General features: G+C 60.2%; 20 protein-coding genes. 7 read left to right on the top strand and 13 right to left on the bottom strand.

The window, feature by feature from the left end; all coding sequences use genetic code 11:
- Window positions 1–1,202: 1,202 nt before the first annotated feature.
- Window positions 1,203–4,562, top strand: a complete 3,360-nt coding sequence (locus EIK80_RS11685; RefSeq protein ID WP_125157150.1) for a P-loop NTPase fold protein — start codon at window positions 1,203–1,205, stop codon at window positions 4,560–4,562.
- A 297-nt stretch (window positions 4,563–4,859) separates the two neighbouring features.
- Here EIK80_RS11685 and EIK80_RS11680 read toward each other — a convergent pair whose 3' ends face one another.
- Genes EIK80_RS11680 through EIK80_RS11670 form a run of 3 tightly spaced genes read right to left on the bottom strand, consistent with a single transcriptional unit; the run spans window position 4,860 to window position 9,247 of the window.
- Window positions 4,860–6,347, bottom strand: coding sequence for a gamma-glutamylcyclotransferase family protein (locus EIK80_RS11680; protein ID WP_125157149.1), 1,488 nt, complete (start codon window positions 6,345–6,347; stop codon window positions 4,860–4,862).
- Window positions 6,348–6,386: 39 nt separating this feature from the next.
- Window positions 6,387–8,075: a hypothetical protein gene (locus EIK80_RS11675; RefSeq protein WP_125157148.1), complete on the bottom strand. Its 1,689-nt coding sequence runs from the start codon at window positions 8,073–8,075 to the stop codon at window positions 6,387–6,389.
- Window positions 8,072–9,247, bottom strand: coding sequence for a dsDNA nuclease domain-containing protein (locus EIK80_RS11670; RefSeq protein ID WP_158624674.1), 1,176 nt, complete (start codon window positions 9,245–9,247; stop codon window positions 8,072–8,074). The genes EIK80_RS11675 and EIK80_RS11670 overlap by 4 nt, the downstream gene beginning before the upstream one ends.
- A 43-nt stretch (window positions 9,248–9,290) precedes the next feature.
- Between EIK80_RS11670 and EIK80_RS11665 the strand changes: the two genes are divergently transcribed.
- Window positions 9,291–9,932, top strand: coding sequence for a hypothetical protein (locus EIK80_RS11665; protein WP_233586554.1), 642 nt, complete (start codon window positions 9,291–9,293; stop codon window positions 9,930–9,932).
- 14 nt (window positions 9,933–9,946) lie between these two features.
- Here the strand turns inward: EIK80_RS11665 and EIK80_RS11660 are convergent, their stop codons facing one another.
- Entirely contained in the window at window positions 9,947–11,182 is a 1,236-nt protein-coding gene (locus EIK80_RS11660; protein WP_125157146.1) for a hypothetical protein, read from the bottom strand.
- 470 nt (window positions 11,183–11,652) lie between these two features.
- On the opposite strand from EIK80_RS11660, the gene EIK80_RS11655 reads away from it, so the two are divergent.
- Window positions 11,653–11,850, top strand: coding sequence for a ribbon-helix-helix protein, CopG family (locus EIK80_RS11655; RefSeq protein WP_125157145.1), 198 nt, complete (start codon window positions 11,653–11,655; stop codon window positions 11,848–11,850).
- A gap of 453 nt (window positions 11,851–12,303) precedes the next feature.
- Here EIK80_RS11655 and EIK80_RS11650 read toward each other — a convergent pair whose 3' ends face one another.
- A complete protein-coding gene (locus tag EIK80_RS11650) occupies window positions 12,304–12,510 on the bottom strand; it encodes a helix-turn-helix domain-containing protein (RefSeq protein ID WP_233586597.1) in 207 nt (68 codons plus the stop codon).
- A gap of 161 nt (window positions 12,511–12,671) precedes the next feature.
- On the opposite strand from EIK80_RS11650, the gene EIK80_RS11645 reads away from it, so the two are divergent.
- The 3 genes from EIK80_RS11645 (at window position 12,672) to EIK80_RS11635 (ending at window position 15,212) form a co-directional block, all read left to right on the top strand.
- Window positions 12,672–13,196, top strand: a complete 525-nt coding sequence (locus EIK80_RS11645) for a hypothetical protein (RefSeq protein WP_125157143.1) — start codon at window positions 12,672–12,674, stop codon at window positions 13,194–13,196.
- 102 nt (window positions 13,197–13,298) lie between these two features.
- On the top strand, window positions 13,299–13,523 hold the full coding sequence (locus tag EIK80_RS11640) for a hypothetical protein (protein WP_125157142.1): 225 nt from the start codon (window positions 13,299–13,301) through the stop codon (window positions 13,521–13,523).
- Between the two features lie 18 nt (window positions 13,524–13,541).
- A complete protein-coding gene (locus EIK80_RS11635) occupies window positions 13,542–15,212 on the top strand; it encodes a recombinase family protein (RefSeq protein WP_125157141.1) in 1,671 nt (556 codons plus the stop codon).
- Between the two features lie 267 nt (window positions 15,213–15,479).
- Here EIK80_RS11635 and EIK80_RS11630 read toward each other — a convergent pair whose 3' ends face one another.
- The 4 genes from EIK80_RS11630 to EIK80_RS11615 all read right to left on the bottom strand — a co-directional run bounded on the left by EIK80_RS11630 (window position 15,480) and on the right by EIK80_RS11615 (window position 18,556).
- Window positions 15,480–16,103, bottom strand: coding sequence for a DUF4760 domain-containing protein (locus tag EIK80_RS11630; RefSeq protein WP_125157140.1), 624 nt, complete (start codon window positions 16,101–16,103; stop codon window positions 15,480–15,482).
- A gap of 541 nt (window positions 16,104–16,644) precedes the next feature.
- A complete protein-coding gene (locus EIK80_RS11625; RefSeq protein WP_125157139.1) occupies window positions 16,645–17,784 on the bottom strand; it encodes a tyrosine-type recombinase/integrase in 1,140 nt (379 codons plus the stop codon).
- A gap of 9 nt (window positions 17,785–17,793) precedes the next feature.
- Window positions 17,794–18,108, bottom strand: a complete 315-nt coding sequence (locus tag EIK80_RS11620; protein WP_125157138.1) for a helix-turn-helix domain-containing protein — start codon at window positions 18,106–18,108, stop codon at window positions 17,794–17,796.
- A gap of 58 nt (window positions 18,109–18,166) precedes the next feature.
- Window positions 18,167–18,556 carry a helix-turn-helix domain-containing protein gene (locus tag EIK80_RS11615; RefSeq protein WP_125157137.1) on the bottom strand — a complete coding sequence of 130 codons (390 nt, stop codon included), beginning with the start codon at window positions 18,554–18,556 and terminating at the stop codon, window positions 18,167–18,169.
- 109 nt (window positions 18,557–18,665) lie between these two features.
- On the opposite strand from EIK80_RS11615, the gene EIK80_RS11610 reads away from it, so the two are divergent.
- Entirely contained in the window at window positions 18,666–19,277 is a 612-nt protein-coding gene (locus EIK80_RS11610) for a hypothetical protein (RefSeq protein WP_125157136.1), read from the top strand.
- A gap of 71 nt (window positions 19,278–19,348) precedes the next feature.
- Here EIK80_RS11610 and EIK80_RS11605 read toward each other — a convergent pair whose 3' ends face one another.
- The 4 genes from EIK80_RS11605 to EIK80_RS11590 form a co-directional block, all read right to left on the bottom strand.
- Entirely contained in the window at window positions 19,349–19,621 is a 273-nt protein-coding gene (locus EIK80_RS11605; RefSeq protein WP_125157135.1) for a hypothetical protein, read from the bottom strand.
- On the bottom strand, window positions 19,622–19,939 hold the full coding sequence (locus tag EIK80_RS11600) for a hypothetical protein (RefSeq protein WP_125157134.1): 318 nt from the start codon (window positions 19,937–19,939) through the stop codon (window positions 19,622–19,624).
- 142 nt (window positions 19,940–20,081) lie between these two features.
- Window positions 20,082–21,401, bottom strand: coding sequence for a hypothetical protein (locus EIK80_RS11595; protein ID WP_125157133.1), 1,320 nt, complete (start codon window positions 21,399–21,401; stop codon window positions 20,082–20,084).
- A gap of 191 nt (window positions 21,402–21,592) precedes the next feature.
- A complete protein-coding gene (locus EIK80_RS11590; RefSeq protein WP_125157132.1) occupies window positions 21,593–22,312 on the bottom strand; it encodes a phage antirepressor KilAC domain-containing protein in 720 nt (239 codons plus the stop codon).
- Window positions 22,313–22,319 lie beyond the last annotated feature (7 nt).

Raw genomic sequence — 22,319 nt, 5'->3', positions numbered from 1 at the left:
CGGGCTGGCCATCGCGGGTGACGCCATCGCGCACGAGGTAGCGCAGATGCGCGCCGGCCGCCTGGCTCCCGAGCTTCAAGGCGGCCATGCGGGTCTTGATGACGACGCGGCGATAGCCGACGCCGCCGCTGCGAAACTTCATCGCGTTAGCGGCGTCCTGGCCTCGGCCGATCCGAGAGCATCGGCCGGGCGAGCCTGAGCGTCTGGCCAGGCCTCGGCCGCTCGATCGCGACGTCGTCCGCGCAGGCTTGGCGACGAGGCGCGAGAGGCGCTGTCCACGACCTACCGCTTGGCCTCCGTCGCTGCGGATGCGGCCCGGCCGGATCTCGAAATCCAAGAGGTGGTCGTCCATGGCGCCAGCTTGCGCTCATGGCCTCCAGCGGCAAGCGTGGCTTGGACTAGGGGCGCCTATGGCGCAGAAAAAGAAAGACTCCAGCCTCGCGGCGAGACCACTCCCGCCGCTGATGGTCTTGGAAATTCCAGTGTGCAGACAACCGCGTGAGGGGTGCTTGGCCCCGGACGCTTCAATCTTGCCTCAGCATCTGTTCTCGCTCGCGAGTCCTGTTGACCTGCATTAACTTCGTACTTGGGAGAAAGCGGGCCGGCAGCAGCCTTGTTCATGACGCGGGTTCTACCTACCCTCGTCAAACTTGACGATACGCAACGTCTGGCTGATCGGCGCAGGACGATATGGGCGACTTGAAGTGTTTACTAGGACTCACCATCGGCGTCGCATTAGCCGCGTGTAGCAATCCAAGACCGGACACCAGAATCTGCATCCCAGCTAGCCCGGTCGCCTCCGCGATCGCGGCGCGAAATACTGCGCTGTCCAAGCCCGACGTCAAGGCAGGCGAGGCTCAGACGGCTCTGAGCGTCTACGCCGAGCGATGCGTGCGCCGCTGGTCTTATCGCTTAGCGCCATCAAAGGAGTCGCTTGATGTCCTCTCCAAACTGGCTTTGGCCGCGTGCAGGCAGGAGATTGCCGCAGCAGCCAGCGTGCCGGCCCAGGCTCCGGGCGGCTGCGCTAATTGCCAAACCGAGGATGAACTCAGAGAGGGGATGAGCGAGCAGGCCAAGCTAGCGTTGGTTCAGGCTCGTCTAGGAAGCTGCCGAGCTGACGACGACGCGGTCGACGAAGCGCAAGAGCCAACTCCACGCACTCGGATCAACTTTTCCGCCCCTCAAGTGGAGGCTCCGGCTGCGTGACCGAACCTTCAGCTTTCGTTCCGCAATTTATCCTCGATGCGCCGGCCGAAACCGATGCATTGAATGGCCGCGACCGCCTGGCCAGCACGATTGCAGAGACCCTTATCGGGGATCCGCGCATCAAGTTTGTAGGCTTGCTGGGTGAATGGGGGAGCGGAAAATCCACGGTCGTCAACCTGCTTGAGCGCAAATTGAAGTCACGGAATGACGCTGATGTTCTCTGCTTCAATTATGACGTCTGGCTACATCAAAGCGATCCGCCAAAACGATCTTTCCTCGAGGCGCTCGTACGCTTTGTACGAGAAGAGCCGAAGCTGGCTCCACTTCGCGAAGCCGCCGCTGGTTGGGAAGAGGAGTTGCAGGCTCTCCATCTGCAGGTTGAAACGAGCCAAGTAGTTACGAATCCTGAACTGGCTTTTTCCGCCAAGCTCATTCTGCCTACGCTGTTTCTCGTCCCGCTCGGAGTGAAGCTGCTCGGAGATGGTATGCTCTCGCTTGAGAGCCAACGCGACCCTGCGGCAGCGACCATGTTTTGGATAGGGTGGCTTCTTGCACTTGGCCCCGCAGTTATGGCGGCAATCCTCTACGCTGCTTGGAGGCCATGGTCGGATAAATCCGCCCCCATGTTCGGCAAAAATTCTGCACAGTTCTGGCTGAAGCATCGAGGGACGCTGGCGAAGCAATCGATACTCGCGGTATTTGCCAACAAGCCCGCCGAATTTAAGCACGAGCAGAAGACAAAAAGCTCGGAGCCTTCTACACCTCAGTTCCAGGATATGTTCCGAAAAATCGCAGCGGCGGTTCAAGCCGATCAGCGGCGACTATTAATTGTCATCGACAACCTCGACCGCGTTCCCGATGCCGATCGGCTCGCGCTTTGGTCCACTGTGCGCAGCTTTTTCCTCGGAGCAGACTATTCCGGCAGGCCTCTGACACGCGACCGACTCCCCACGATTCTGGTTCCGGTCGATGCGAGCGCTTTGGATCGCCTCAGCGGCATGAAGGATTCAGCGCCGGCGTCTATCGGCGATACGCTGTTGCAAATAGCTCCAGCGTCACGTTCCTCCAACGCTCAAGCTTTCGCTGACAAGACCTTCGACCTTGTGTTCTATGTGCCCCCGCCGGTGCTCTCCAAATGGCATGCCTATCTTCGTCACCGGTTGCGGGAGGTCTTCGGGAAGCAGTTCAAAAGTGAATGGCGCGACACGATTCCAGCTCTCTATGAGGCGTTCGCGCGTAAAAAGACTCTGTCGCCAGGGCTAACCCCACGTCTAGCCCCGCGTGAGATGAACGTTTTCGTAAACGCGATCGCCGCCCTCTGGGTGCAGGCCCGAGGTTTAGAGGTTCCGCTCGAAACGATCGCTTGGTTTGTACTGGCCAATGTAGAAAGCACCCCCGACTTCAACATGGTGTTGGCGGATGCGCGCGGCGCGCTGGTGGAACCATACGACGAGGATTGGAGACGCGGCGTCGCCGCCCTCTACTACGGAGTCTCTAAAGCAGACGCGCAAGAGCTGTTCATGGAAGAACCCATTAGAGCAGCGATCCGCACCGTTGACACGGTCTCTTTTCAAACTCTTTCCGGGCGCCCCGGATTTGAGCGCTATCTGCTCAACGTTCTCCAAACGCCTGGTGCCGGTCCTGACGGGCTAGATCCCCAGCGCGCAGCGCGCTTGGTATCGACCCTTGCGATCCGATCGAAAGTTTCTCCACACCAAGCGGCGTGGCGCTATATCCACCGTGCGCTCGCCGGTGCCGTGGCGGTTCATCCGTTGAATGTTGAAGGGTTGGGTGCGGCCTTAAACGCGGCCAACCCGTCGGAACAGAGAGTTCTGATTGCAGAACTAGCGGCCGCCCTATCGTTACTCGCCCCGGCGGTCGTGCAAGGACAGACGCGGGCCTTCGCCGAAACCATCGGGCTGCTGCGCCAGACGTCGGATGCCCTCGGCCTGTCGCCCACACCTATCAGCGCGCCGAGCATCTACGTATTCCTTGACCTGATCATGAATGACGACGCCGGCCTCTTGAAAGGTTGGCTCAACACTAGGGAGTCGCCCTCTGCCCTCGTGTCGGTGTTGTCGGCGCAAATTTCAAATAACGAGCTCGATGCTCTAGATCCGGCACGTGCGATAGAAGCTCTTTTCCGGCATACGGAAACCGATTTTAACTGGACCCCCGTCCTTGAGGCCGTTTCCGAGGCAGCTCATAGCGGCAATGGCTGGTGGATTGCTCGCTCGCTTCGAGCCCTGTGGGTTCTCGACCAGGCCTCTGGAAATCCATTTCTAGATACTTTGATCCCGCTTGGCAGTACCGGTACGCTTCAGCGTGCGCAGGAGCGGATGTACGCCGAGGGCGAGCTTGAGGGGTTTGTAGTCGGCTTGGCCGCCGCGTTCGTGCTGGGCATGCCGTTGCCAGGGATGACTTGGTCGCAGGTACTTATCGAGCGCCCAGAGCTTGGCCTTGACGTTGCGAAGCTTCTGGCAAGTCGCAAAGGTGTGCGCCCGAGCAATTTTCGTCTCCGGCAACAACAGCGTCCGCAAGAGATTGAGCTAATACGGGCGGTATTTACAGCATGGCTCGAGTCCTCTTCGCTAGAGGCAGCGGATCTCGATGAGTTCTTCGACAATCGTCTCGAATACGAAAATTTAATCGAGGAAAATGTGCGGCCACTTTTCTGGAACCGCTTGGCTGTGGTCGACGGGTTCTACGAAGCCTTTGCGAAACGTGGAGACACAGAGTTCACAGCAGTTGCGCGACAATTGATCGCGTTTCGGGGCCAAGACGCAGCGGCGACGATAAAGCGCGCCAGTATCGCTGAGCAAATTCAGGAGCGGCTGAATGCTGTTTCCAAGGAGGGGTGGCAGCACGGCCTGCTGTCGGATTCACCGGCGTATGAATTGCTCAGCTATTCCGATACAGCTGTAGTGCCGCCGGCAATGGTTGATGCATTGCACGCGTTCGTAGGCCAAGTGATCGATAGCAGTGAGAGTGTCCAGCGCATGCGCTGGTTTGAAATTGTGGCCCGTCTTCCCACGCCAGAGCGCACGGCTGCGCTTGAGGCGCTAAAAGCTGCGGTTCTTACCGCCTCAAACGCCGAACATTATGCGGAGCTCTTTAGCCTCGGAAGCGATGCGCTACTCTCGACCTTCAACTTCCCATCGGACGCGGACGAGTTCGTTTCGAAGATACTGCACCGTTTGGTCGTGTTGGACGAGGGCCGAAACTGGATCAACCAACGGCGGGAGACGATTGCCCGTTGGATAGATGCAGCGTCACCCGGACCACGGGCACCGTTGATTGAGATGGTTGAGCGACTGCGCAGCCAGGAAGGCGTCGCTTTTGAATTGCCCCTTTAACTTCGCCGACGCTCCAGCCGTAGCGCCGGTCGGCGCGCTCGCCGCTATGGCTTATTTCGACAAGGCAAGTGGCGCTTGAATTCATTGCAGTCTTTTTGCCTGCGGCAGCCGTACAAGATCGGCGATGGCGAGAACGTCAAACGAACACACCCGTCTCTAGATGGAAACGGCCAGGAATTGTTGTTCCCGGATGACACCCGCCCTTGAGCCCCGGGACTTAGTCGGGGTCCCGGCTCACGGGCGGGTGTCACCCGAAACCGACAATTGCTCACGGTCGCGGTATAGGCAGCACAGCGCCTACTTGGAATCCCGAAGCGTGGCCCGCTGCTTCAGGTCACGGGTGCTGTCTGGGTCTTCGATCGCCTCAACCGATTGAATGTATTCGGCAATATACTCCAGCGGCAGGCCGTGCTCTACGCCACCGGCGAGAACAAACTCCTTATACCAGCTGTACGGCTTCAGACTGTCGTCGATGTAGTCGGGGGTAGCTAAGTAGGTGAGTACTTTCCGTCGGCGACCCTCGCTGTTGATGACCGTGACTGTCGCGTGTTCGTATCCGTTTCCGACGCCCTCGGCCTTATCTAGCTCGGCACGCTCGACAGGATCGAAACTGAAAAGAACGCCGATCACGCTATCCCCGTCACCTGTAGAAAATGCGTTGCACTTCCCGGACTTGTCCACGCTACGCTTGTGGAAACGGAGTGCATGACCCGGCAAGGTAGCGGTGCCAATCGCCTCGCAACTCGGCATGCGCTCACGCAGCCTGGCGGTCGACATATTTGAGCCGTAGGCAAAATACACGACGTGCTCTGGAGCGCCGACCTCCGTGTCTTTTAGCGGCTCGATCATGGGATTTCCCGGCTTCACAATCGTGCGTAACGGCACCGTCATTATGCTGCACTCGTCGGTTTCTTCGCCTTCACGTGTGATGATGGTACGCCCGTCTTCAAGTTCGAGTATTGGCACGGGCCTCCCGGCCCATCCGCAGTCGGCGCATCGGGGACGCTCCCACAAGACACCAGGGGCTTCAGTGTTCTCGCCCTGCTCGGGCTCGAGATGAGGCGAACTGCAGCTAGGGCATTCGTTCGGTACGCCGCGCAGTTCGCGAACGATCAATGATGTGGCCATGCCGACCGCATGCTGGATCAACGACTGGGCCGTTTCTGCGTCAACCCAAGTCGCTGACTTTGAATGTGTCAGCCAGTTTGAGAACGTCCATGCGGACTCAAGGGCGCTCTTGAGAACCCCGCGACGCTCCTTGTTGGACTCACCAGGCAGGAGGCTGTTGCAGATGATCTCTGTCCATGCGCGGTAGTTGGCGCGCTGGGGCGGCGCTTCAGTCCACATTGCTGCGTCCTGCGCGATACCAACCAATTCGAGCAAAGCCTCGCGGCAGCGAACGCCAACAGCCTGATAGTCTGAGAGGTTTTGCGCCTGCGCTAGGGCGGTGTTGGATTCCTCCATCTTCTCGAAGACGGAACCGAACGGCAAAACGCGTAGATCGTCTACTTGCTGCCTCTCCGTACGCGGGATGCGGAGGATTAGGCCAATATGGAAGGTTAGGGCAAGATCCATATTTGGAAATTGCTCCTGAGAGTAAAGGTTCGTTCCGCCCGTGATGACCCACCAACGATCTTTATTGGTATGTATATCCCAAACATCGTGGCGGGTGTTTATAACGGATTCTGAATAGACCTTCTGCATGAAGGTCACTTCCAAATCTGGCGCTTGCCACTCGAAATATTCGCGAACCTCTTCTATTTCCCCCTTGCTGGCCTTCAACATTTCTGAAACTCCGAAATATCCTCGACCTAAATCACCGTATCAGAATAGCTTTCGATAGAATGGCTCAAACAATTCCGAGGCAGTGTTGAATTGCGTCTTATCGAGCAATGCATGATCGTCTTTAGTTTCAATCCTGTGCCCCTTATAGTCGACGCCATGTAGTTGAACGGTTCCAAGAATTAACTGCATATCGTCAGGGACATTGTTGAGCGCGAACTGAATCATTCGAGCAGCATTATCGGGGTCCTGATCTTGCTGAACAGGTGAATCAATAACGATTGGGCACATTATAGAGGTTGAGTGCTTTCGCATGGTGTGAAATATGGCGTAGTAGTACGCTAAGAGCGCTCTTGGAAGGTCGCTCCCGGTTTCACTAATGCTGCAATCTATCTTTTTGTAATTCGCTTCGTTAAGGCCGGGAACGTTTAGATCGAATACGAATTTCTTCATAAACGTAAGGTAATCGAGCTTAACTTTCTTTTGGAAAGATTTGTCCTCGAAAGACGACATGGTGAGAGAGGCCTCGTCAATTAGGCGATCCTGCTCACCGATGGAGCCGTCTATGGACTTCGCCTCTCCGTCTAGTGCGACATCGACAAGCCTCTCGCTCTCCCCTTGGATAATATCGCGCAGCTTAATCTCGCCGCGTTGCTCATCCAGAATGGCATTGATCGAGGCGACCTGCCCCTCGAACTCGCCGAACTTTAGCTTCTCGGCTCCAATCTTCTCATCGATCTGCGCAAGCTCGCTGCGCGCTTCGATCAAAAACATCCGGCAAGAATCAAGGTCCCCGATCAGGCCGAATTTGTTCGCAAAGTCATTGTCATGGTGCGTTCCGCAGGTTGGGCATATCAGGTCCGCATCAGGGATTGCGCGCATGTAGGTGAAGTCGCTCGCAAGGTCATCTGCGGCGCCGCTGACAACTGCCACCTGCTCAAGAAGCAAGGCCCGCTTAGTGTGCAAGTCCGTCAAAGATCGTTGTATTTTTTCCTGATCGGCCTGCAAGGCGCGGCATTGATCAACAAGACTCTCAATCCTGTCGCCAAATGCCTCCGGGGCCAGGTCAAATTTGATATTAAGGCGACCAGCCCGTAGCCGCTTTGTGGCTCGATCTAATGCCCTTCTCTCAGTCCTATGCTCTTCCCGCACCTTTTGCGCGGATAGCTTTTCGGCTTTGGCCGCGTAGTATTCATTTGGTCGCAAGCCTGTATGAAAATAAACGGCGTCAGGCTTGTATTTATCGAACATCTTAAGACCGGCGAACCCACTCCAAGATGAGTTCCAGCTCACATCTTGATCGGCGTAGAAGGGCAGGAAGCAAAACGCGGGCGGAGGGACTTGAAGTTCGTTCTGGCGATTTTGAAGTTGCAGCTTGAAGCCGAGAAGCTCTGCGACATGAGTCGCGACCCCAGACGTAATCCCTGATGTTTGCCAAACAAGTTCGTCGTCACCGTCGAAGAGGCCAAACATAGAGCCGGTGCGAACCATTTTGTATGGTGCGCCGTTGACCGTAAATTCGACCATCAGGTCGGCCTGAGCGGCCTGCCAGCTGGGGTTTACTTTGTAGGCGTCCGCTCCAAAAGCGGCATAGATTGACTTTATCAGGCACGACTTGCCTGTGTCATTCTCCCCCAGAACCACTGTCATTCGACTGTCGAACGCTTCCGTTCTGGCTGATTTCTCGATCCGAGAGAGAAGATGCAATTTTTGCAAGCGCAAGTTTTTCATGCCTGCGAGTCCTTAGGCTGCGGATCAACTTCTTGTACATCTCCTGCCGGGTCATAGGCATAAACCTCGTATAGCGCCATCACCTTCAATGTAGACTCGTCCATTGGCGACATGTTAGACAGAGCAAAACTAATAGTTCGCTTTGATATTTCGGATACAAGATCCATCATCGCCAATTTTTCCGAGGAAAGCGCGAGAATTTCCGAGCGAATGCGGGCTCTTATTCGGCTCACACCTTCATTTCCTGGGTCCAGCGCCGACGCCCTATATTTCGCCCACAGGCGGCTCCACTTAGCCAGCTCCAGCCCATCCAAGGCCAATCCTGCGGAGACGGCCTCCCAAGCTGGGACGGCGCGCGCGCTGCGAACCGTATCCAGCCAGCCTTCGACATGTGACCTCGTGATAGACTTTCGCCTAATCAGTTCGCCGAAGTTCGGAATTGCTCCGACATACTTGGATTTCGACCTGCATTCCTCAACGACAGTCGTGTACAATGCATCTGGATTGTACATTACCGATCCAATATGCTCGGTGACAAATTCATTTAGCTTCCCTTTGAGGTGAGTGGAAGCGTCGTGGAGGCTTAGGTCGGCCCTGGTGTAGTGAATTATCTTTGCGTTCTCTTCCGTCGCTTCCGGATGTTCCGACTGGAGCTTCTTCAGAAACTTAGCAAAAGTTTTGGGCTCGCATTCGCTGAAGGTGCATTCCTCCGTCGTCTCGGAGATAAACTCGCAAGGTAAGTTGGAAGCAAAGTGAAGGCTTTCCGTATGATCCGGAAACGCTAGGTAGTTGGCGAAGAGCCGCCCGATAAACGAGGGAAGCCGTTCCTTCGGTGCTGAGTTATCAACGACGGGCTTAACCTCAACGGCGTCACCCCCATCGGTATTTGCCGGAGGTTTTTTCAGCTTTCGGTAGGTCAAATCGGTCAGCGTCCAATGACCTTTGTCTTTTGTCTTCACCTGGTAGAATTTCACGAGCGTTGGGTCAGACGAGCTATTCATTTGGAGAATGTCGTCGTGAAACTCGAACGCCAGGGCGTAATCCTGCCCGCTTGCATGGTGTTTGAATATCAGCGCCAAGCCCCACAATGCTTGGTAGTCATACCGCTCGTTCGCGGTCTCGCCGCCCTTCTCGCGTTGAGGCTCACTGATCAGTAGCTCTGCTAACGTCAATTGCTCGCCTCGCTCACCCTGGATCGCAACCTTAGCAATAAGGATGAAGATGACAAACGCTAACGGCGTGAATGCAGAGGCTAAGCGGGTCGCTCTTGAACGTGGGGCCGCCTTCGATTTCGAGCAGTTGGATTTTTCCGGGCTTTCGGTGGAGGACTCTGCGGCGGTAAGAGCCGCAATCGCCCGCCTTGAGAACTTCTACGGCTACATTCCGTCGGCCGGATTGAGCTTCATCATTCGCAACTATCGGAGCCTTGCCGCATGGGGCGTGCTGGAAGAGGCTTGGCTCGACGCCTATGTCCACGCGTCCCATTTTGATGGACATGGGCTGGCGACAATCAAGGCCATTTTCGATGCCTGTGATCGCCAGCGGTTACATGCGCTCAGGCCGGTGAACCAAGGCCTAGTCCGTCAGCACCGATATAGCCTCTTCCGTGGCTGTGCAGGACCTTCGCACACCCCCGGACTATCTTGGACCTCGTCGCTGGACAAAGCGATCTGGTATGCCGCCAAGCATGCGGCCTACAACGACCTCGCCGATTGCGCGGTCTATGCAGCGACGGTATCGGCCGAAGATATCTACTGCCGCCTCAATCACTACGACGACGAGTTCATCGCATACGTGCCGAACGTGTGGCGAGTCGAGGTGCCCCACGTTGAGTTTCGTCTGGACCGGCCGCGGTGAGTTCATTGGATGCGCTAGACAACGTAGGCCGGGCCGCCGCCATAGCCAGCCCAAGCCCCCGACCCCGGGAAGGATGGGGATCCATCCGCCCGACCGGAGGCCAGCCACAACTCATCGAAAGCATGATGAAGGCTATTGCCCGCCCGCCGTTCTCCGGTCGGCACCAACACCGGAGTGAGGCCCAAACTCGGCAGTCGAATACGTCCACGCCCACGCCCGCCGTAGAGATCGACGTCCATCAAGTCATAGAGGGCGATAGCCACCAGGGTCGGACCGTTTAGTCCAACTGTCTCCAGCAGCTCTAGGCCACGGTCAACGGAGGCCACGAGCATCGCTTCAAGTTGTAGTCCTTCGACGCCTATATCGGGATCGTCATCGATACGTTCGCCGATGGTGAACACCGTTTCGACAACACCCGGACGAAGCAGCCGCGAACACCACTTCGCCTCCTGATTGGGTGCGTTGCCTACAACCCGCGTCGGCGCATGCGCCCACCACTGGGTGTGATCTTGTCCCTCAATCGCCCGCGCCTGGATGTCTGGGATCAAGAGTCGGCGAGCCAACGCCACAGCCTTGAGGTCAAGGCGCGGTCCCTCGAGTGCCGCCGCTGGAACGAGATAGACGGTCGCTGAAGGCTGGGAAACGATGACAGGTGGTCTATTCGCGATCCTGGCGTTTTGGGTCTCGATAGCGAGTTGCCAAAGCCGGGCCTTAACATCGACCGACGGTTCTGGTGGAGAAGCCATGATGTCGTCGACCACCACTTCAATCGCCAGCTCAAGCTGAGCGCTGAAGCGCGCCCGAGTATCGCGACGGGCGCCGTCGGCCATGACGTCGTCGACAGCATACCCAGCGGGGTGTCGCAAATGGTGGAGGTCGAACGGCAATTCAGCGGCCGGCCCAAACGCCGTATTCATCGCCAGGATAATCCGCTTCGTCCCCTTGCCCTTCAAAGCGTAACCGTATTCCGCCATGACGTTGGGATTGGGCGTACGTTTGCCACCGTCTGTAACCGCGACGAACGTCATGTCAGCGAGAAAGATGTCGCAGGCTTCAATCTTGTCGAGGATGGTCTGATTGACCGGCGGCGTGCCGGGCACCCCGCGCGTGTCAGAATCAACCTTGATTTCGAAGCCGCGCCGCACCGAGAGACGGGCAACGGCGTCGTCCAACGCCCGTGAAATGAAGTCACGGCAGACCTTTGACGGCCGGTCACTTTGCCAGGAATAGAAGACGGTCAGCGCGGCCATTGCCTATGCTCTATGCCCCCCCCCACTAAGGTCAAGTTGGCGCGGTGCCAGAGCGTCGCGGAGAGGGTGCTAATGGGCGGACGTTTGCCTGTTTTCGACGACGGCGAGATAAAAGGACCGGGACCTTTCAGGTCCATGTCCTTGGTGGTGTTGAAGAATTTCCGGGACCCGCCAAGCGGCCAAGGTCCCGGCATTTTGCCATTCTTCTTATATTTCAGATGCTTATCCGGGACCCATTGGACCTTCGCTTAGATTTAGCGCGATTTCCGGAAAGCCAGCACCCTTCCATTCGTGATCTGAAACGCGAACAAAATGGCTCGTCGCAGCATTTCATTTCGGGTGGGCGTGACCTTTCCAACCTGGCGACGTGCGGTGGAGTGAAAGCGCCTTCCACTCCTGCGGCGCGTTGACGATGCGGTAACCGTTACCGACGTATACGTTGTTAACGAGATCGATCTGCGAGACGCGGCGTGAGCAAATCTGTCCTTTCGCTACGCATTGACGACGACGAGCTTCTGAAGCTGAGCGAGATCGCGCGGTATCTCGGCATCAGTCGATCGGAGCTGACTCAAACAATCGTGAGTCAGTTTCTCGCCAAGGCGGACTTGTCGATGTCGATCGAGCAGGTGAAGAACCTTCGAGGCGCTACGAGAAGGGGAGCGTCGTGAGTGAGCCTGCAAGCCGAACCGGGCGAGCGCCTAGGCGCTCTCCAAAGGGTATGCTTTCATCCGACCTGCGGCTGCTAGTTATCGTAGTCTTCGCGTTGGCCGTCTCGTGCGCCATTGCAGCGACAATCATAACTTTTGCCGCTCCTGACAGCGGCTATGAGCGATACGGCAGTCTAGCCAACGCTTTCCTAGACACATTCAAGCTGTGTGTGGGCGCCCTTATCGGAGGAGTAGCCACAGCTAAGCTTGGCGGTACGAAGCCGTAGTGGCGGCCAATCTCCGCCGTGAAGCGCTTGGTGGAACGAAAGGCCGGACGGGCTGCTGAGCGTCAAGGGTGGCGCCTTCGGCGCCATCGCGGAGCGACGGCGAAGCCGCCCTTGACCCTCAGCAACCCGCCCGGCAGAGGCTCGGCAAGCGCTTCAGGGCGAGCACCGACCTTTCAGGTCCGGGCTCTTACGAGCGCAGCCGAACACCAGGCCCGCCGCTGGCGTCAGCGCTGATGAAGATCACTCCACCTTCCTCCAGGGTCGTCTGAACCTTGTCGAGGTTGGTAGCGAGAATTCCTCCGCGCCCTGTCTCAAAGCGCAGGATCGTGGATTCAGCGACACCCGAGCTTTTCGCCAGCTCACGAACGCTAATCCCAAGAGCCGCTCGGGCCATTCGAACTTGGGGCGGGGCCAGAATAGTCAACGTTTTGCTCCACAAGTGAACGAATTGCGTTGACTAAGTCACCGTAATTCGTTTGAATGTAGCTTCAAACCACTCAAACTCCACCGATTAGCGTGCTGATCGGACCGAGCGCCTGCGCCGGGAGCCCCCGCATGTCTGAACGCAAGGACGATCCCACCACCGTTTCCCGTCGCACCCTGCTAGGTGCGGCGCCGGCCGCGCCTCTGGCCTGCAAGGCTGGTGGAGCCGTGGCGGCGGCGCCCGCCGCTGACAGCCTCCTCGCCCAATGCGCCCAATGGCTGACGGTAGATTTCGAGTCCGATCGCCTGGCCCGACGCTGGGGCGCCTTGGAGATCCTCGCGGCCTCTGGATACGACTACTTCCGCATGACCGAACGGCAGCGCGGCCAGCTTCCCATGGCGCCCGAGATGGCCGCCCTGGAGGTCCAGATGGATGAACTCTGGAAGGAGCGTAAGCGCGGCTACCAGTCCATCACGCAGCTGGTCCCCTGCAACATCCACGAGGTCGCCAGCCTCCTCGTCATCGCCGCCCGCATGGACGTGCATGACCCAGGCGAGACCGCGCCCCTGGTGCGCAAAGCCATCGAGTTCCTGGCGTCGGCCAAGTGCCCCGGCTGTGGAGAGCCCTATGTGCCCCCGAGCCTGCCCACGGCCTGACGCGGCGAACGCGGACCCGCCGTTTCCCTGTCTTTCTTCGCCAGGCTACGACCGTCCCCATGTCGGCGTTGATCGCCCGCCGCGCAGGGCCATCGTCGCCCGATGGCTCGACGTCGCTCCCGGCAGGCCCAGCCGCCGACAGACCTTCACGACTACCTGCAAGCGCCCCTGGTCGTTCAATCCGAGAGGCCGCCCGCGCCCGTCTCTCCCCCTATCACCGTCACCGACGACTGGCCCGAGTTCGTGCCCGTCACAGATCAAGAGACGCGGATCATCACAGCCTTCTTCGCCGACCTGCTGGACGAGCTGTTCGGCCCCATCCCCTAAAACATCTGGAGCTATCTCATGGGCCGCTTGATCGCGCCTGAACCCACCTCGATGGCGTCGAGGGCGGCGCTCTATCTTCGCGTCTCGACCGGCCGCCAGGCCGAGAGCGACCTGTCGATCCCCGACCAGCGGCGGCAGATGCAGGCCTATTGCGCCGGCAAGGGCTGGACGACGGGCGAGGAGTTTGTTGAGCCGGGCAACACGGCCACCGATGACAAGCGGCCAGCCTTTCAAGCGATGATGGACGCGGCGCTGACCAAGCCCGCACCCTTTGACGTGATCATCGTCCACTCGTTCTCGCGGTTCTTCCGCGATCAGTTCCAGTTCGAGTTCTACTTCCGCAAGATGGCCAAGAACGGCGTGCGGCTGGTCTCGATCACCCAGGAGCTGGGCGACGATCCCATGAGCGAGATGATGCGCAAGATCATGGCGCTGTTCGACGAGTACCAGTCGCGGGAGAACGCCAAGCACACCCTGCGGGCCATGAAGGAGAACGCCCGTCAGGGCTTCTGGAACGGCTCACGGCCGCCGCTAGGCTATCGGGTGTACGTCGCCGAGCAGCGCGGCCCCAAACTCAAGAAGAAGCTGGAGATCGACCCGGTCAACGCTGAGAAGATTCGGCTCATCTACCGCTTGGCGCTGGTCGGCGCCGACGGCTACGGACCAATGGGCTTCAAGGCCATCGCCGCCTATCTGAACGACCGCGAGATTCGCACCCGAGACGGCGGCAAGTTCGGGCTCGATGCGATCCATCAGATCCTTCATCGGCCCTCTTATATGGGCGAGCATCATTTCAACCGGACCAGCGCCAAGCTGAAGAAGCGCAAGCCCGAGTCCGAACACGCCATCTGCGAAGTGCCAGCCATCGTCACCCGCGAGGAGTTCCAGGCGGTGCAGGACTCCTTGCACCTGCGCCACTGGAAGCAGATGCGCCCCAATCATGTGAACTGCGGCCTGCTGCTGGCCGGCATATGCTTCTGCGCCAAGTGCGGCGGGGCCATGACCCTGCGCACCGGCTGTAGCTCCACTGGCTTGCGCTATCGCTATTACACCTGCTCGACCAAGGCCCGGCAGGGGCCGACCGGCTGCGAAGGCATCACGGTCCGCGTGGACAAGCTGGAGGCCGCCGTCGTCGATCATCTGGAGCGCAGGCTCCTGCACCCCGAGCGCCTGGAGGTGCTGTTGGGCAATGTCATCGACAAGCGAACCGACTGGATCGACCGTCGCCGATCTCACGTCGTCGAGTTGAGGCAGCGAGCGACCCAGGCGGCCAGCAAACTCAAGCGGCTCTATGAGGCCGTAGAGGACGGCCTGGCCTCGACTGACGACCAGGACCTCAAGGACCGGATGCGGGAACTGGCGATCATCCGCGATGAATCCAGGGCGGACGCCGATCGCGCCGAAGCGGCCATCGAGAAGTTGGGGCCGATGCTGACGCCGGAGGTTCTCGCGCGGTTCGCCGAGGCGACGAAGGAGCGGCTACGCGACGAACACGGCAAATACCGTCGCGAGCATGTTCGCGCGGTGGCTCAGCGCGTCGAAGTCATCTCGCCAAGCGAGATGCGGATCATGGGAAATAGGACTGATTTGCTGAGAACCATGGCCGCCTCGGCAGGCGAACAATCGGCGGTTCTCGGCGTTCGCATCCTTAAACCGAAATGGCGCACCCGACACGATTCGAACGTGTGACCTTTGCCTTCGGAGGATCACGTTCGGCGACCCTTAGTCAGTTGTTTTAGAAAGAGAAAATCTGCTGCGCCGCCGATGGGTTCGGGGCTATTCCGGGAGGTGGTGCCGGCCGCGTCCGGAAAAGACGGCATGACCTCAGAGCCAACGACGCGCGGAATGAAGCGGATCGGCGCGTGCCTCATCGCCATGCGTGGTCAGGGCTCGCCAGGGACGTCGGGACGGCGGGGGAGTACAAGGTGCGGGCGTTAGCCAGCACCTTCGACCACATCAGATGATCGCGGCCCACCAGAAGCGTCGGCGGGGGATTTTGTTCTGGCTCATCCATCGGGCCATCTCTTCGAACTCATGATAGAGCGTCGGGCGGTCCACGCGAGCTCTAAGGGCAACTACGAACTGCTGAGAATTTTTCCAGGTCTGAGCGACATTCGAGTGCTGCCAACGCTTGTAGAGGGCCGGTTCGATAATGCCGCGCTGAATACCAATGGAGATAAGCTCAAAATCGTTCAGCACTGAGAGAATAGCCTGCTGCTCTGGCGTCCCCTCTTTGTCCTTGGCGGCAAATTCCGCAAGGTCGCCCTTTTCCTTCACCAGCCTATTGAACTCCTGGCGGTTTTTTTGAACCGTGCCGTCAGCCTCAAGTCTAGCTAGATGATCCAGGGTGGCTTGGCGTCGTGAAATAGCCCGCGAACTCACAACCCCCCACACCGCGATGACAACAGCGAGGAAGCCAACGAACGAGCCCAGCAGGCCCGTTATCAACGTCGCTTCTGTGTCGGTGATGCTTTTAGGCCAGTGCGCCTGGACATATGAAAAGGCAGCGGCGCCAATGACGCCGCCGACCACGCTGGCTAGCCCAGCAAAAAGAATGGCCCCCGTTCTCACGAGGGCCATCCTACATTTCTTGGGATAGTTGTGAAGTGCTGGGATTCAGCTTGTGCCGCCCCAGCCGTCAAGTTTGAGGTGCATGCGGGCTTCGCTCCTCTAAAAACCTACGGAGAAAACCGTTGGTTGGATGAATGGGTTCCGCCGGGGCGGAATGTTCGTCTGGACATGTAGCGACGCCAAGGATTAACGCCCGCTGAAACGAGGGTGGGTTGGCCCAGGTTTTAGGAGTGTGAACATCGCCCTTTGTCCATAGGATCGATCTTACGCCATGCGTTTGCATATTTGGCAAGGCCGTTGGTCATCGCCTTGGTTAATTTGCTTACATGATGGTGCTTGTTCCAAGTCCGTTTCGACAACTTATTTGGCTATAAACTCGGCTAGTTCAATGGCTCAATGCTGGCTTAAATACGTTGGTTTTCAGTCCTATCGCTGCCAATAGCCCTTCCACTGACGCGACACCGGCGCGGCCATCGTTGCATCCACGATCATGACGAACTGGCCGCTATTGGACGTCCGGCGAAGCTACGCGCGCGATTTCGCGATGAGGTCAACTAGTAGGCCGGCGGCGCCGACCACGCGGAAGCTGGCGCTGGGGCTCATAGGCCTCCGTAAGCTCTGCAGGCGTCGGGCTACTCCGGGCCTCCAAAGCTGCGCGTAAGCCTTCATCCAGGGCGTGGGCATAGATCAGCGTCGACTTGATGTCGCGGTGACCGAGCGCTTTCTGGGTGAGCTTGAGATTGCCCGTCTCGGCCAGGAGGCTTGTCCCGACGTGGTGGCGCGTGCCGTGGATCAGGCGCGGCGCCGTCAGGCCGGCCCGCTTGGCGGCCTTTCGAAGGCGCGACTGCATGGCCTGATAGGTGATCGGATGCAGGTCGCCCTTGGCGTCTTCCTCGAACCATATCGTGTCCAGTTCGGCGGCCTGGGCCCGGCCGGCCCGGGCGGCGATCTGGCGAGCGTCGACCGCGCGCAACGGCACGAGGTGCGAGCCCTTCTTGCGGTTGTTCAGGACCAGGCTGGGGCCGTCAGGGATATAGGCCGCCGGCGGGAAGAAGACCTCGCCAAAGCGGAAGCCGTAGGTCAGCAACAGGGTCAGCACCATCGCCGCGTTGGTGTCGCACTCGGCCAGCCAGGCGCGCTGCTGGTCGGCCGTGTAGATGATGATGTCGGTTTCCTTCTCCGGCAGGATCAGGGCCTCCCAGTCGATCTCGGGAAGGCCTTTGACCTCCCAGGTACGCCGGGCCCGGTTCAGGATCCGCCGCAGCGGCTTGACGATGTCGGCGTTCACCGTGGCGTTCGACAGGTCGTAGCGCTTGGCGTCCTTGCCCGGCGCGCGGGTGTAGCCCTCGCCGCGGCGCTTCTCGATCGCGCGGCCGACGACCTTGGTCGTGATGTCGACCAGCCGCGTCTTCGGACCGACGAGCCGACATAGGATCTCTAGGCGGTGCTCCAGCTGGCGGGCCGAGGCGCGATGCTTGCCGACCTCCTGCCACCAGCGTCCGGCGCCTTCGTCGAGCGTCATGCCGGCTTGGTCGTCGTAGAGGCCCAGGGCGACGTCGGCGCGCACCTTGCGCTCCACATCCTCGGCCTTGCGCACCGTCTCCACGCCCGTCGACCCGGTGTAGCGCTTCCCCTTGTACTGGAAGTCGTACTGATAGAACCGGCTGGTGGCGGGCTTGTAGACGCTCATGGCGCCGTCCTAGCGCTTGCCGGCGGCGGCGCGCTTGGAAAACGGCACGACGCGACCGCGTGACGCGGCGACGACTTGCTTTGGCTTTCGTTCGCGCGGCGGCGCATCGGGTCCCTCTAGGAGATAGGCGCGGAGGTCGTGTTCGGTGTAGCTGCGCAGGCGGCCCTTCCGGACGGCCCTGATCAGGCCCTCGTCAGTCATTTCCGAGAGGGTGTCTGTGTCAAGGCCGACGAGGCGCGCGGCGATCTTTGCCGGAACCAGGGCGGTGTCGCTGAAAGCCTCGAAGAAGCGTTGTTCCGTCACCGGACCAAGGGAGGCGGTCATGCCGTCCCCCTGATCAATCCGGCGAGCGGCGCGTCGGCGCGGTGGCCGGCGGACGCTGCTAGTCGTTCGCCATGCTGACGACCAAGTTCGTAACGCTGCGGCGCTCGCTGGGCGAGAGCTTGGGAAAAGCTTCCGCGATCTGCATGGCGCCATCGTGCGTGAAGAAGTCGGCCAATGGCGCCGGCACTCCCGCCTCCGATGCGCCCTCCAGCCCCTCGAAGAACGCGCCCGGCGTCACGCCCAGGAACACGGCCGCTTCGAACATCTTGGACGCCGACACGCGGTTGGCGCCGTTCTCGTACTTCTGAACCTGCTGGAAGCTGATCCCCAGCGCGTCGGCCAAGGTCTCCTGGCTCACGCCCATCGCCTTGCGAATAGAGCGCAGCATCTTGCCGACGTGGATGTCGACGGGCGTGACGCTCAGGGCGCGGACGGTCTTCTCGGTCATAGATCAACTCCATCGGTAGGCAGAGGCGTAGGTAGCGCGCGAGCCTCACTGCACGCTCGACTTGTGGCGGCTTGGTGTTCCATCCTGCCCTCCGTTCTGGGAGGGGCGCATGAAGATTCCGAAGTGGGCTGTGCCCGTGATCGCTGCGCTGGCAGCAGGCTTCTTCGTGGGAGGTGCGACCGCGAAGGACAGTAGCCTGTTCGGCCAGACAGTGGCGGCCTGGATCCAGGCAATTGGCTCGATCGGAGCAATCTACTGGGCTAGCAGGATGGCAAGGCGGCAAAGGGCGCACGAAATCGAAATGCGGCGGCAGGTCGCTGAAAAAGAGGACGCCAGAATGCGGATGGCCGCTCGAGCTGCCGGCGTCTTGACCTGTCAACGACTCCAATCCCTTTCCGAAGAGCTCCGGGAAAGCGCGAAGCAGTCTTGGGACGTGGCCGCAATGCGGCGAACGATCGAAGTTACAAAAACAACTATTAGGCAGTTCAGAAGCATGGATCTTCCCACTGATCGCGCCATCCTTATCTTCGACGCGTTTCCTGGCGCTCTGGCGCACGCAGAGGACTATCTTGATCTGCACCTTGAGATGCTCAAGGCCGGGAATGGCCCTGTCGCAACGTCGAAGAACAGCGCTGCCGCCGTTGACGGACTTCGCGCCCTTGCGCTTGAGCGCTTGGCGAACCTCGAGCAAGAGCTTGGTCTGGTTGCCGCATCCGGCTGACTTGCCCTCTCGACGCGTGCCCTCTGCCCTCTTGGGGAGGCACGGCATGTCAGGGACACGGTGCTTGCTCATCAGGCGACACTCGGCGAGAGGATGAGGCCGTTCCATGCGTCGATGGGGGCGCTGCCATCGCACACTTCGCAGAAGACGCACGTGCCGGCTTCGTTGATGGCCGGGTCCTTGAAGTTGGGGCGCTCGTACTCGCCGAGAGTCAGCTGTTCACCTTCGCCGCAAAAGGGGCAGGGGCGCGAGATAATCAGTGATCCGTCATCGGCTGGGCCGCTGGCGTTTGGGTCCAGCTTCTGAGTAGTGCGGCGGGGCGCGAACTGCAGAACGTCGGCCATCTACGCGGCCTCCTGCTTGGCGAGGAACAGGTGACGGTCGTGGCCGCAACCGCAGCTACCGTCCTCGGTCGGGTCGAAGTCACGCATGACAGCTAGGATGTGGTCGGGCTGTTCGCCGTTCCAGGTAGCTATCGGCGCTCCGGCGGTGCAGACCTCGCAATAGACAGCATCGACCTCTTCATACTCTTCCAGGCCGTCGGCCCGGCGGACGGTGTCCTTGCCAACGACAATAGGAAATGGCCATGCCCCGTCCTGGATCGTCAGGTGGACGGTCTCGCCGCAGAAGGGGCAGGGGCGCTTGATGCGGGGGTCGGTCATAGCGTCACCACATGGGAGGCGCTGAGCGCGGCCAGGGCGGCGAGCAGCAGGATGAAGGGCGGGGGAGGGCGGAAGGAACGCGTCACTGGCACTTCCTCAGGAGAGGGCGCCGCCGGCCGTGTGACCGGCGGCTAGGTGGCGGCTATTCAGCGGCGAGGAGTTCGGGATTGGCCTTCGCCTTGGGGCGAGTGCCGTCCAGATAGGAGATCACCTGCAGCAGGTTCTCCGTCGGCAGGCTGGCCAGGGTGTCGTCGCCCTCAGGAACGCCGAAAACCGGCGCCATGAGGTCGGCATAGGCGCGGACGATGCGGGCTCGGTCGGCCGCAGTCGGCGCCGGCAGGTCGAAGAGGCGTTCGGCGGCCTCAGAGAACCGGTCCAGGTGATGCCACCAGACGCTTTCGGCCTCATTCTGGCGAGCGAGCAGTCCTTCCTCGCCTTCCCCTTTGGTAGCGGTCCAAGCCTCGTTGGCCTCGTTGAAAGCGTCCTGAGCTGGGCCGATGTTTTTCGCGAGCTCCTTCGCCTCAGCGACGATCGCGTCGATGTCGGCGGTGTTGCAGGCCAGCGGCATGATCGATGCGCCGGACAGCTTCGGGCACTCTCCATCGGTACCGGTCATGCCCTTCAGGCTGGCCAGCATGTGCTCGCCGACCTTGATGGCGTCCTCCTCGTAGAGCTTGCCGATCAGGGTGTCGGCCTTGTGGTTTCGGTAGAAGCCATGGGCCAGCAACGCTCCCCAGGTATCGACCTGGGCCACCAACTGCTTGGTCGTGGTCGGATTCTGGTCGAAGATCGCATCGACGATGGCGCGGTAGGCATCGCGGTGGCTTTGCCAATCCGCCTCGGCGAGCTCCGACGCCCTCCGCGACTTCTCGTCTCCGACGACCTCCGCTTCGTCTAGGATGTTGTGACGCTCGTTGGCCGGCTTCACGAACTTGACGTCGTACTCCTCGGCGGCGGCCACGATGGTGGCGAGATCGCCGGTCAGCTTAAGGGCGGCGGACGTGATGGTCTGATGCGGCGCCAGCGCCCAGTGGGCATCCCGGCGGTCCACCTTCGTGGCGCGAACGGGATAGCTGGAGCCGCGCAGGACCCGGCCGATGTCCGCCAGGACGTTCTCGACGTCGCTCTCGTCCGGGCACCCAGCCTCCCTGATGAACTCGACCAGCGCGGCGACCTTCGCGACGGCGTCGTCGGCCGTCCTGCAGGGCGTCGTCAGGATTTCCTGCTCGACGGCAAAGGCCGCCTCGTTGGCCTGCGTCACCTCCTCGTCTGGGGCGTCGTCGCCGGGCGCGCGAAGATTGATCGCGTCCATCATGGCGTTGCGCTTGGCCAACAGGGTAGCCAGCGAGACAGGATTGTCGGCTGGGCCCGCCATCGCGGCGGCCTTGTCGGTGGCGGCTCGCGCCGGGGTCTCAACCGCTTGAGCGGCCAGGTGCGAGGTCGTATCGATATGCATGTCCATTTCAGTCTCCCAAGGTTGATCGGACGAGCCAGTGGGCGCGCCGCTGTAGGAGGGGGCGCGTCTACTGGCGGATTGAAAAGCGGTGCGAAGGCCGACCATCGGTCAGATGCTCCAGGCGCAGCTGGCGACAGCGCCGACGACTGCGATCAGCACGATGAAATCAGGAAGGTGGCGGACCACGGCGCGGGCGGTCATTGAATCGTCCCGTGGTCGAGCATGGCGCGGAGGCGTTGCAGGCCTTTGCCGGTGACCAGGGCCGTGACGCTGCGCTGAAGGCCCTTCTCCGGGTGCTCCCAGCTCCCGATCTTCACGTCCATCAGGCCTTCGGTGATCCGGCGCTGGTAGGGCTCGTTGGTGCGGGTGATCCAGCCTTCCTTGCGCAGCACGGCGCAGAGGCGATTGCGGCCTGTGTCGAGGATCTTGGCCGCCTGGGCCAGGCTGATCGCGTCTGGAGCCTCGGTCACGCTGTCGGCGAAGGCGACCTTCGGCATCGCCTCGAGGAGCTGAGCCTTCTGCTGCTCCATCGTGGCGTACATGACCTGCATCGCTCGGAAGGCCAGCGCCTCAGGCGTCTCCTGGACCGGCTGCCGGACTTGACGTTCAAGCTCTTCCCACCGATCGACCAGCCGCGCGGTGAACTCTGGCGAGAGCTGGGCGACCACGATGTAGCTGTCGCGCTTGCAGAGTCGGTAGACCTGGGTCGACCGCGATCGGCCCATGGCGTCGGTGTCGGGTTCGTCCACCATTGGTGGTTGGACAATCACGCCGCGCTCTACGAGCCGTTCTACAGTGCGCTTCACACTGTCGTGGCGGCTTTCCACCAGATCCGCGATCTCGCGGGACGACATGGTGGGTTCGGCGGCAGCACCGATGGCGGGCGCGGTCGGAGCGTGGTCCTGTTGCTGTTGCATGGGTCTT

Source organism: Caulobacter sp. 602-1 (assembly GCF_003931565.1).
Classification (GTDB): Bacteria; Pseudomonadota; Alphaproteobacteria; order Caulobacterales; family Caulobacteraceae; genus Caulobacter.
The sequence above is the reverse complement of the archived record's forward strand: the minus strand, read 5'-3'. Positions and strand labels throughout refer to the sequence as shown.

Coding starts and splice junctions, on each gene's coding strand:
- EIK80_RS11680 (WP_125157149.1), bottom strand. CDS start 6,347: ATGTTGAAGGCCAGCAAGGGGGAAATAGAAGAGGTTCGCGAATATTTC.
- EIK80_RS11675 (WP_125157148.1), bottom strand. CDS start 8,075: ATGAAAAACTTGCGCTTGCAAAAATTGCATCTTCTCTCTCGGATCGAG.
- EIK80_RS11665 (WP_233586554.1), top strand. CDS start 9,291: ATGAAGATGACAAACGCTAACGGCGTGAATGCAGAGGCTAAGCGGGTC.
- EIK80_RS11660 (WP_125157146.1), bottom strand. CDS start 11,182: ATGGCCGCGCTGACCGTCTTCTATTCCTGGCAAAGTGACCGGCCGTCA.
- EIK80_RS11650 (WP_233586597.1), bottom strand. CDS start 12,510: ATGGCCCGAGCGGCTCTTGGGATTAGCGTTCGTGAGCTGGCGAAAAGC.
- EIK80_RS11645 (WP_125157143.1), top strand. CDS start 12,672: ATGTCTGAACGCAAGGACGATCCCACCACCGTTTCCCGTCGCACCCTG.
- EIK80_RS11640 (WP_125157142.1), top strand. CDS start 13,299: ATGGCTCGACGTCGCTCCCGGCAGGCCCAGCCGCCGACAGACCTTCAC.
- EIK80_RS11635 (WP_125157141.1), top strand. CDS start 13,542: ATGGGCCGCTTGATCGCGCCTGAACCCACCTCGATGGCGTCGAGGGCG.
- EIK80_RS11630 (WP_125157140.1), bottom strand. CDS start 16,103: ATGGCCCTCGTGAGAACGGGGGCCATTCTTTTTGCTGGGCTAGCCAGC.
- EIK80_RS11625 (WP_125157139.1), bottom strand. CDS start 17,784: ATGAGCGTCTACAAGCCCGCCACCAGCCGGTTCTATCAGTACGACTTC.
- EIK80_RS11620 (WP_125157138.1), bottom strand. CDS start 18,108: ATGACCGCCTCCCTTGGTCCGGTGACGGAACAACGCTTCTTCGAGGCT.
- EIK80_RS11615 (WP_125157137.1), bottom strand. CDS start 18,556: ATGACCGAGAAGACCGTCCGCGCCCTGAGCGTCACGCCCGTCGACATC.
- EIK80_RS11610 (WP_125157136.1), top strand. CDS start 18,666: ATGAAGATTCCGAAGTGGGCTGTGCCCGTGATCGCTGCGCTGGCAGCA.
- EIK80_RS11605 (WP_125157135.1), bottom strand. CDS start 19,621: ATGGCCGACGTTCTGCAGTTCGCGCCCCGCCGCACTACTCAGAAGCTG.
- EIK80_RS11600 (WP_125157134.1), bottom strand. CDS start 19,939: ATGACCGACCCCCGCATCAAGCGCCCCTGCCCCTTCTGCGGCGAGACC.
- EIK80_RS11595 (WP_125157133.1), bottom strand. CDS start 21,401: ATGGACATGCATATCGATACGACCTCGCACCTGGCCGCTCAAGCGGTT.
- EIK80_RS11590 (WP_125157132.1), bottom strand. CDS start 22,312: ATGCAACAGCAACAGGACCACGCTCCGACCGCGCCCGCCATCGGTGCT.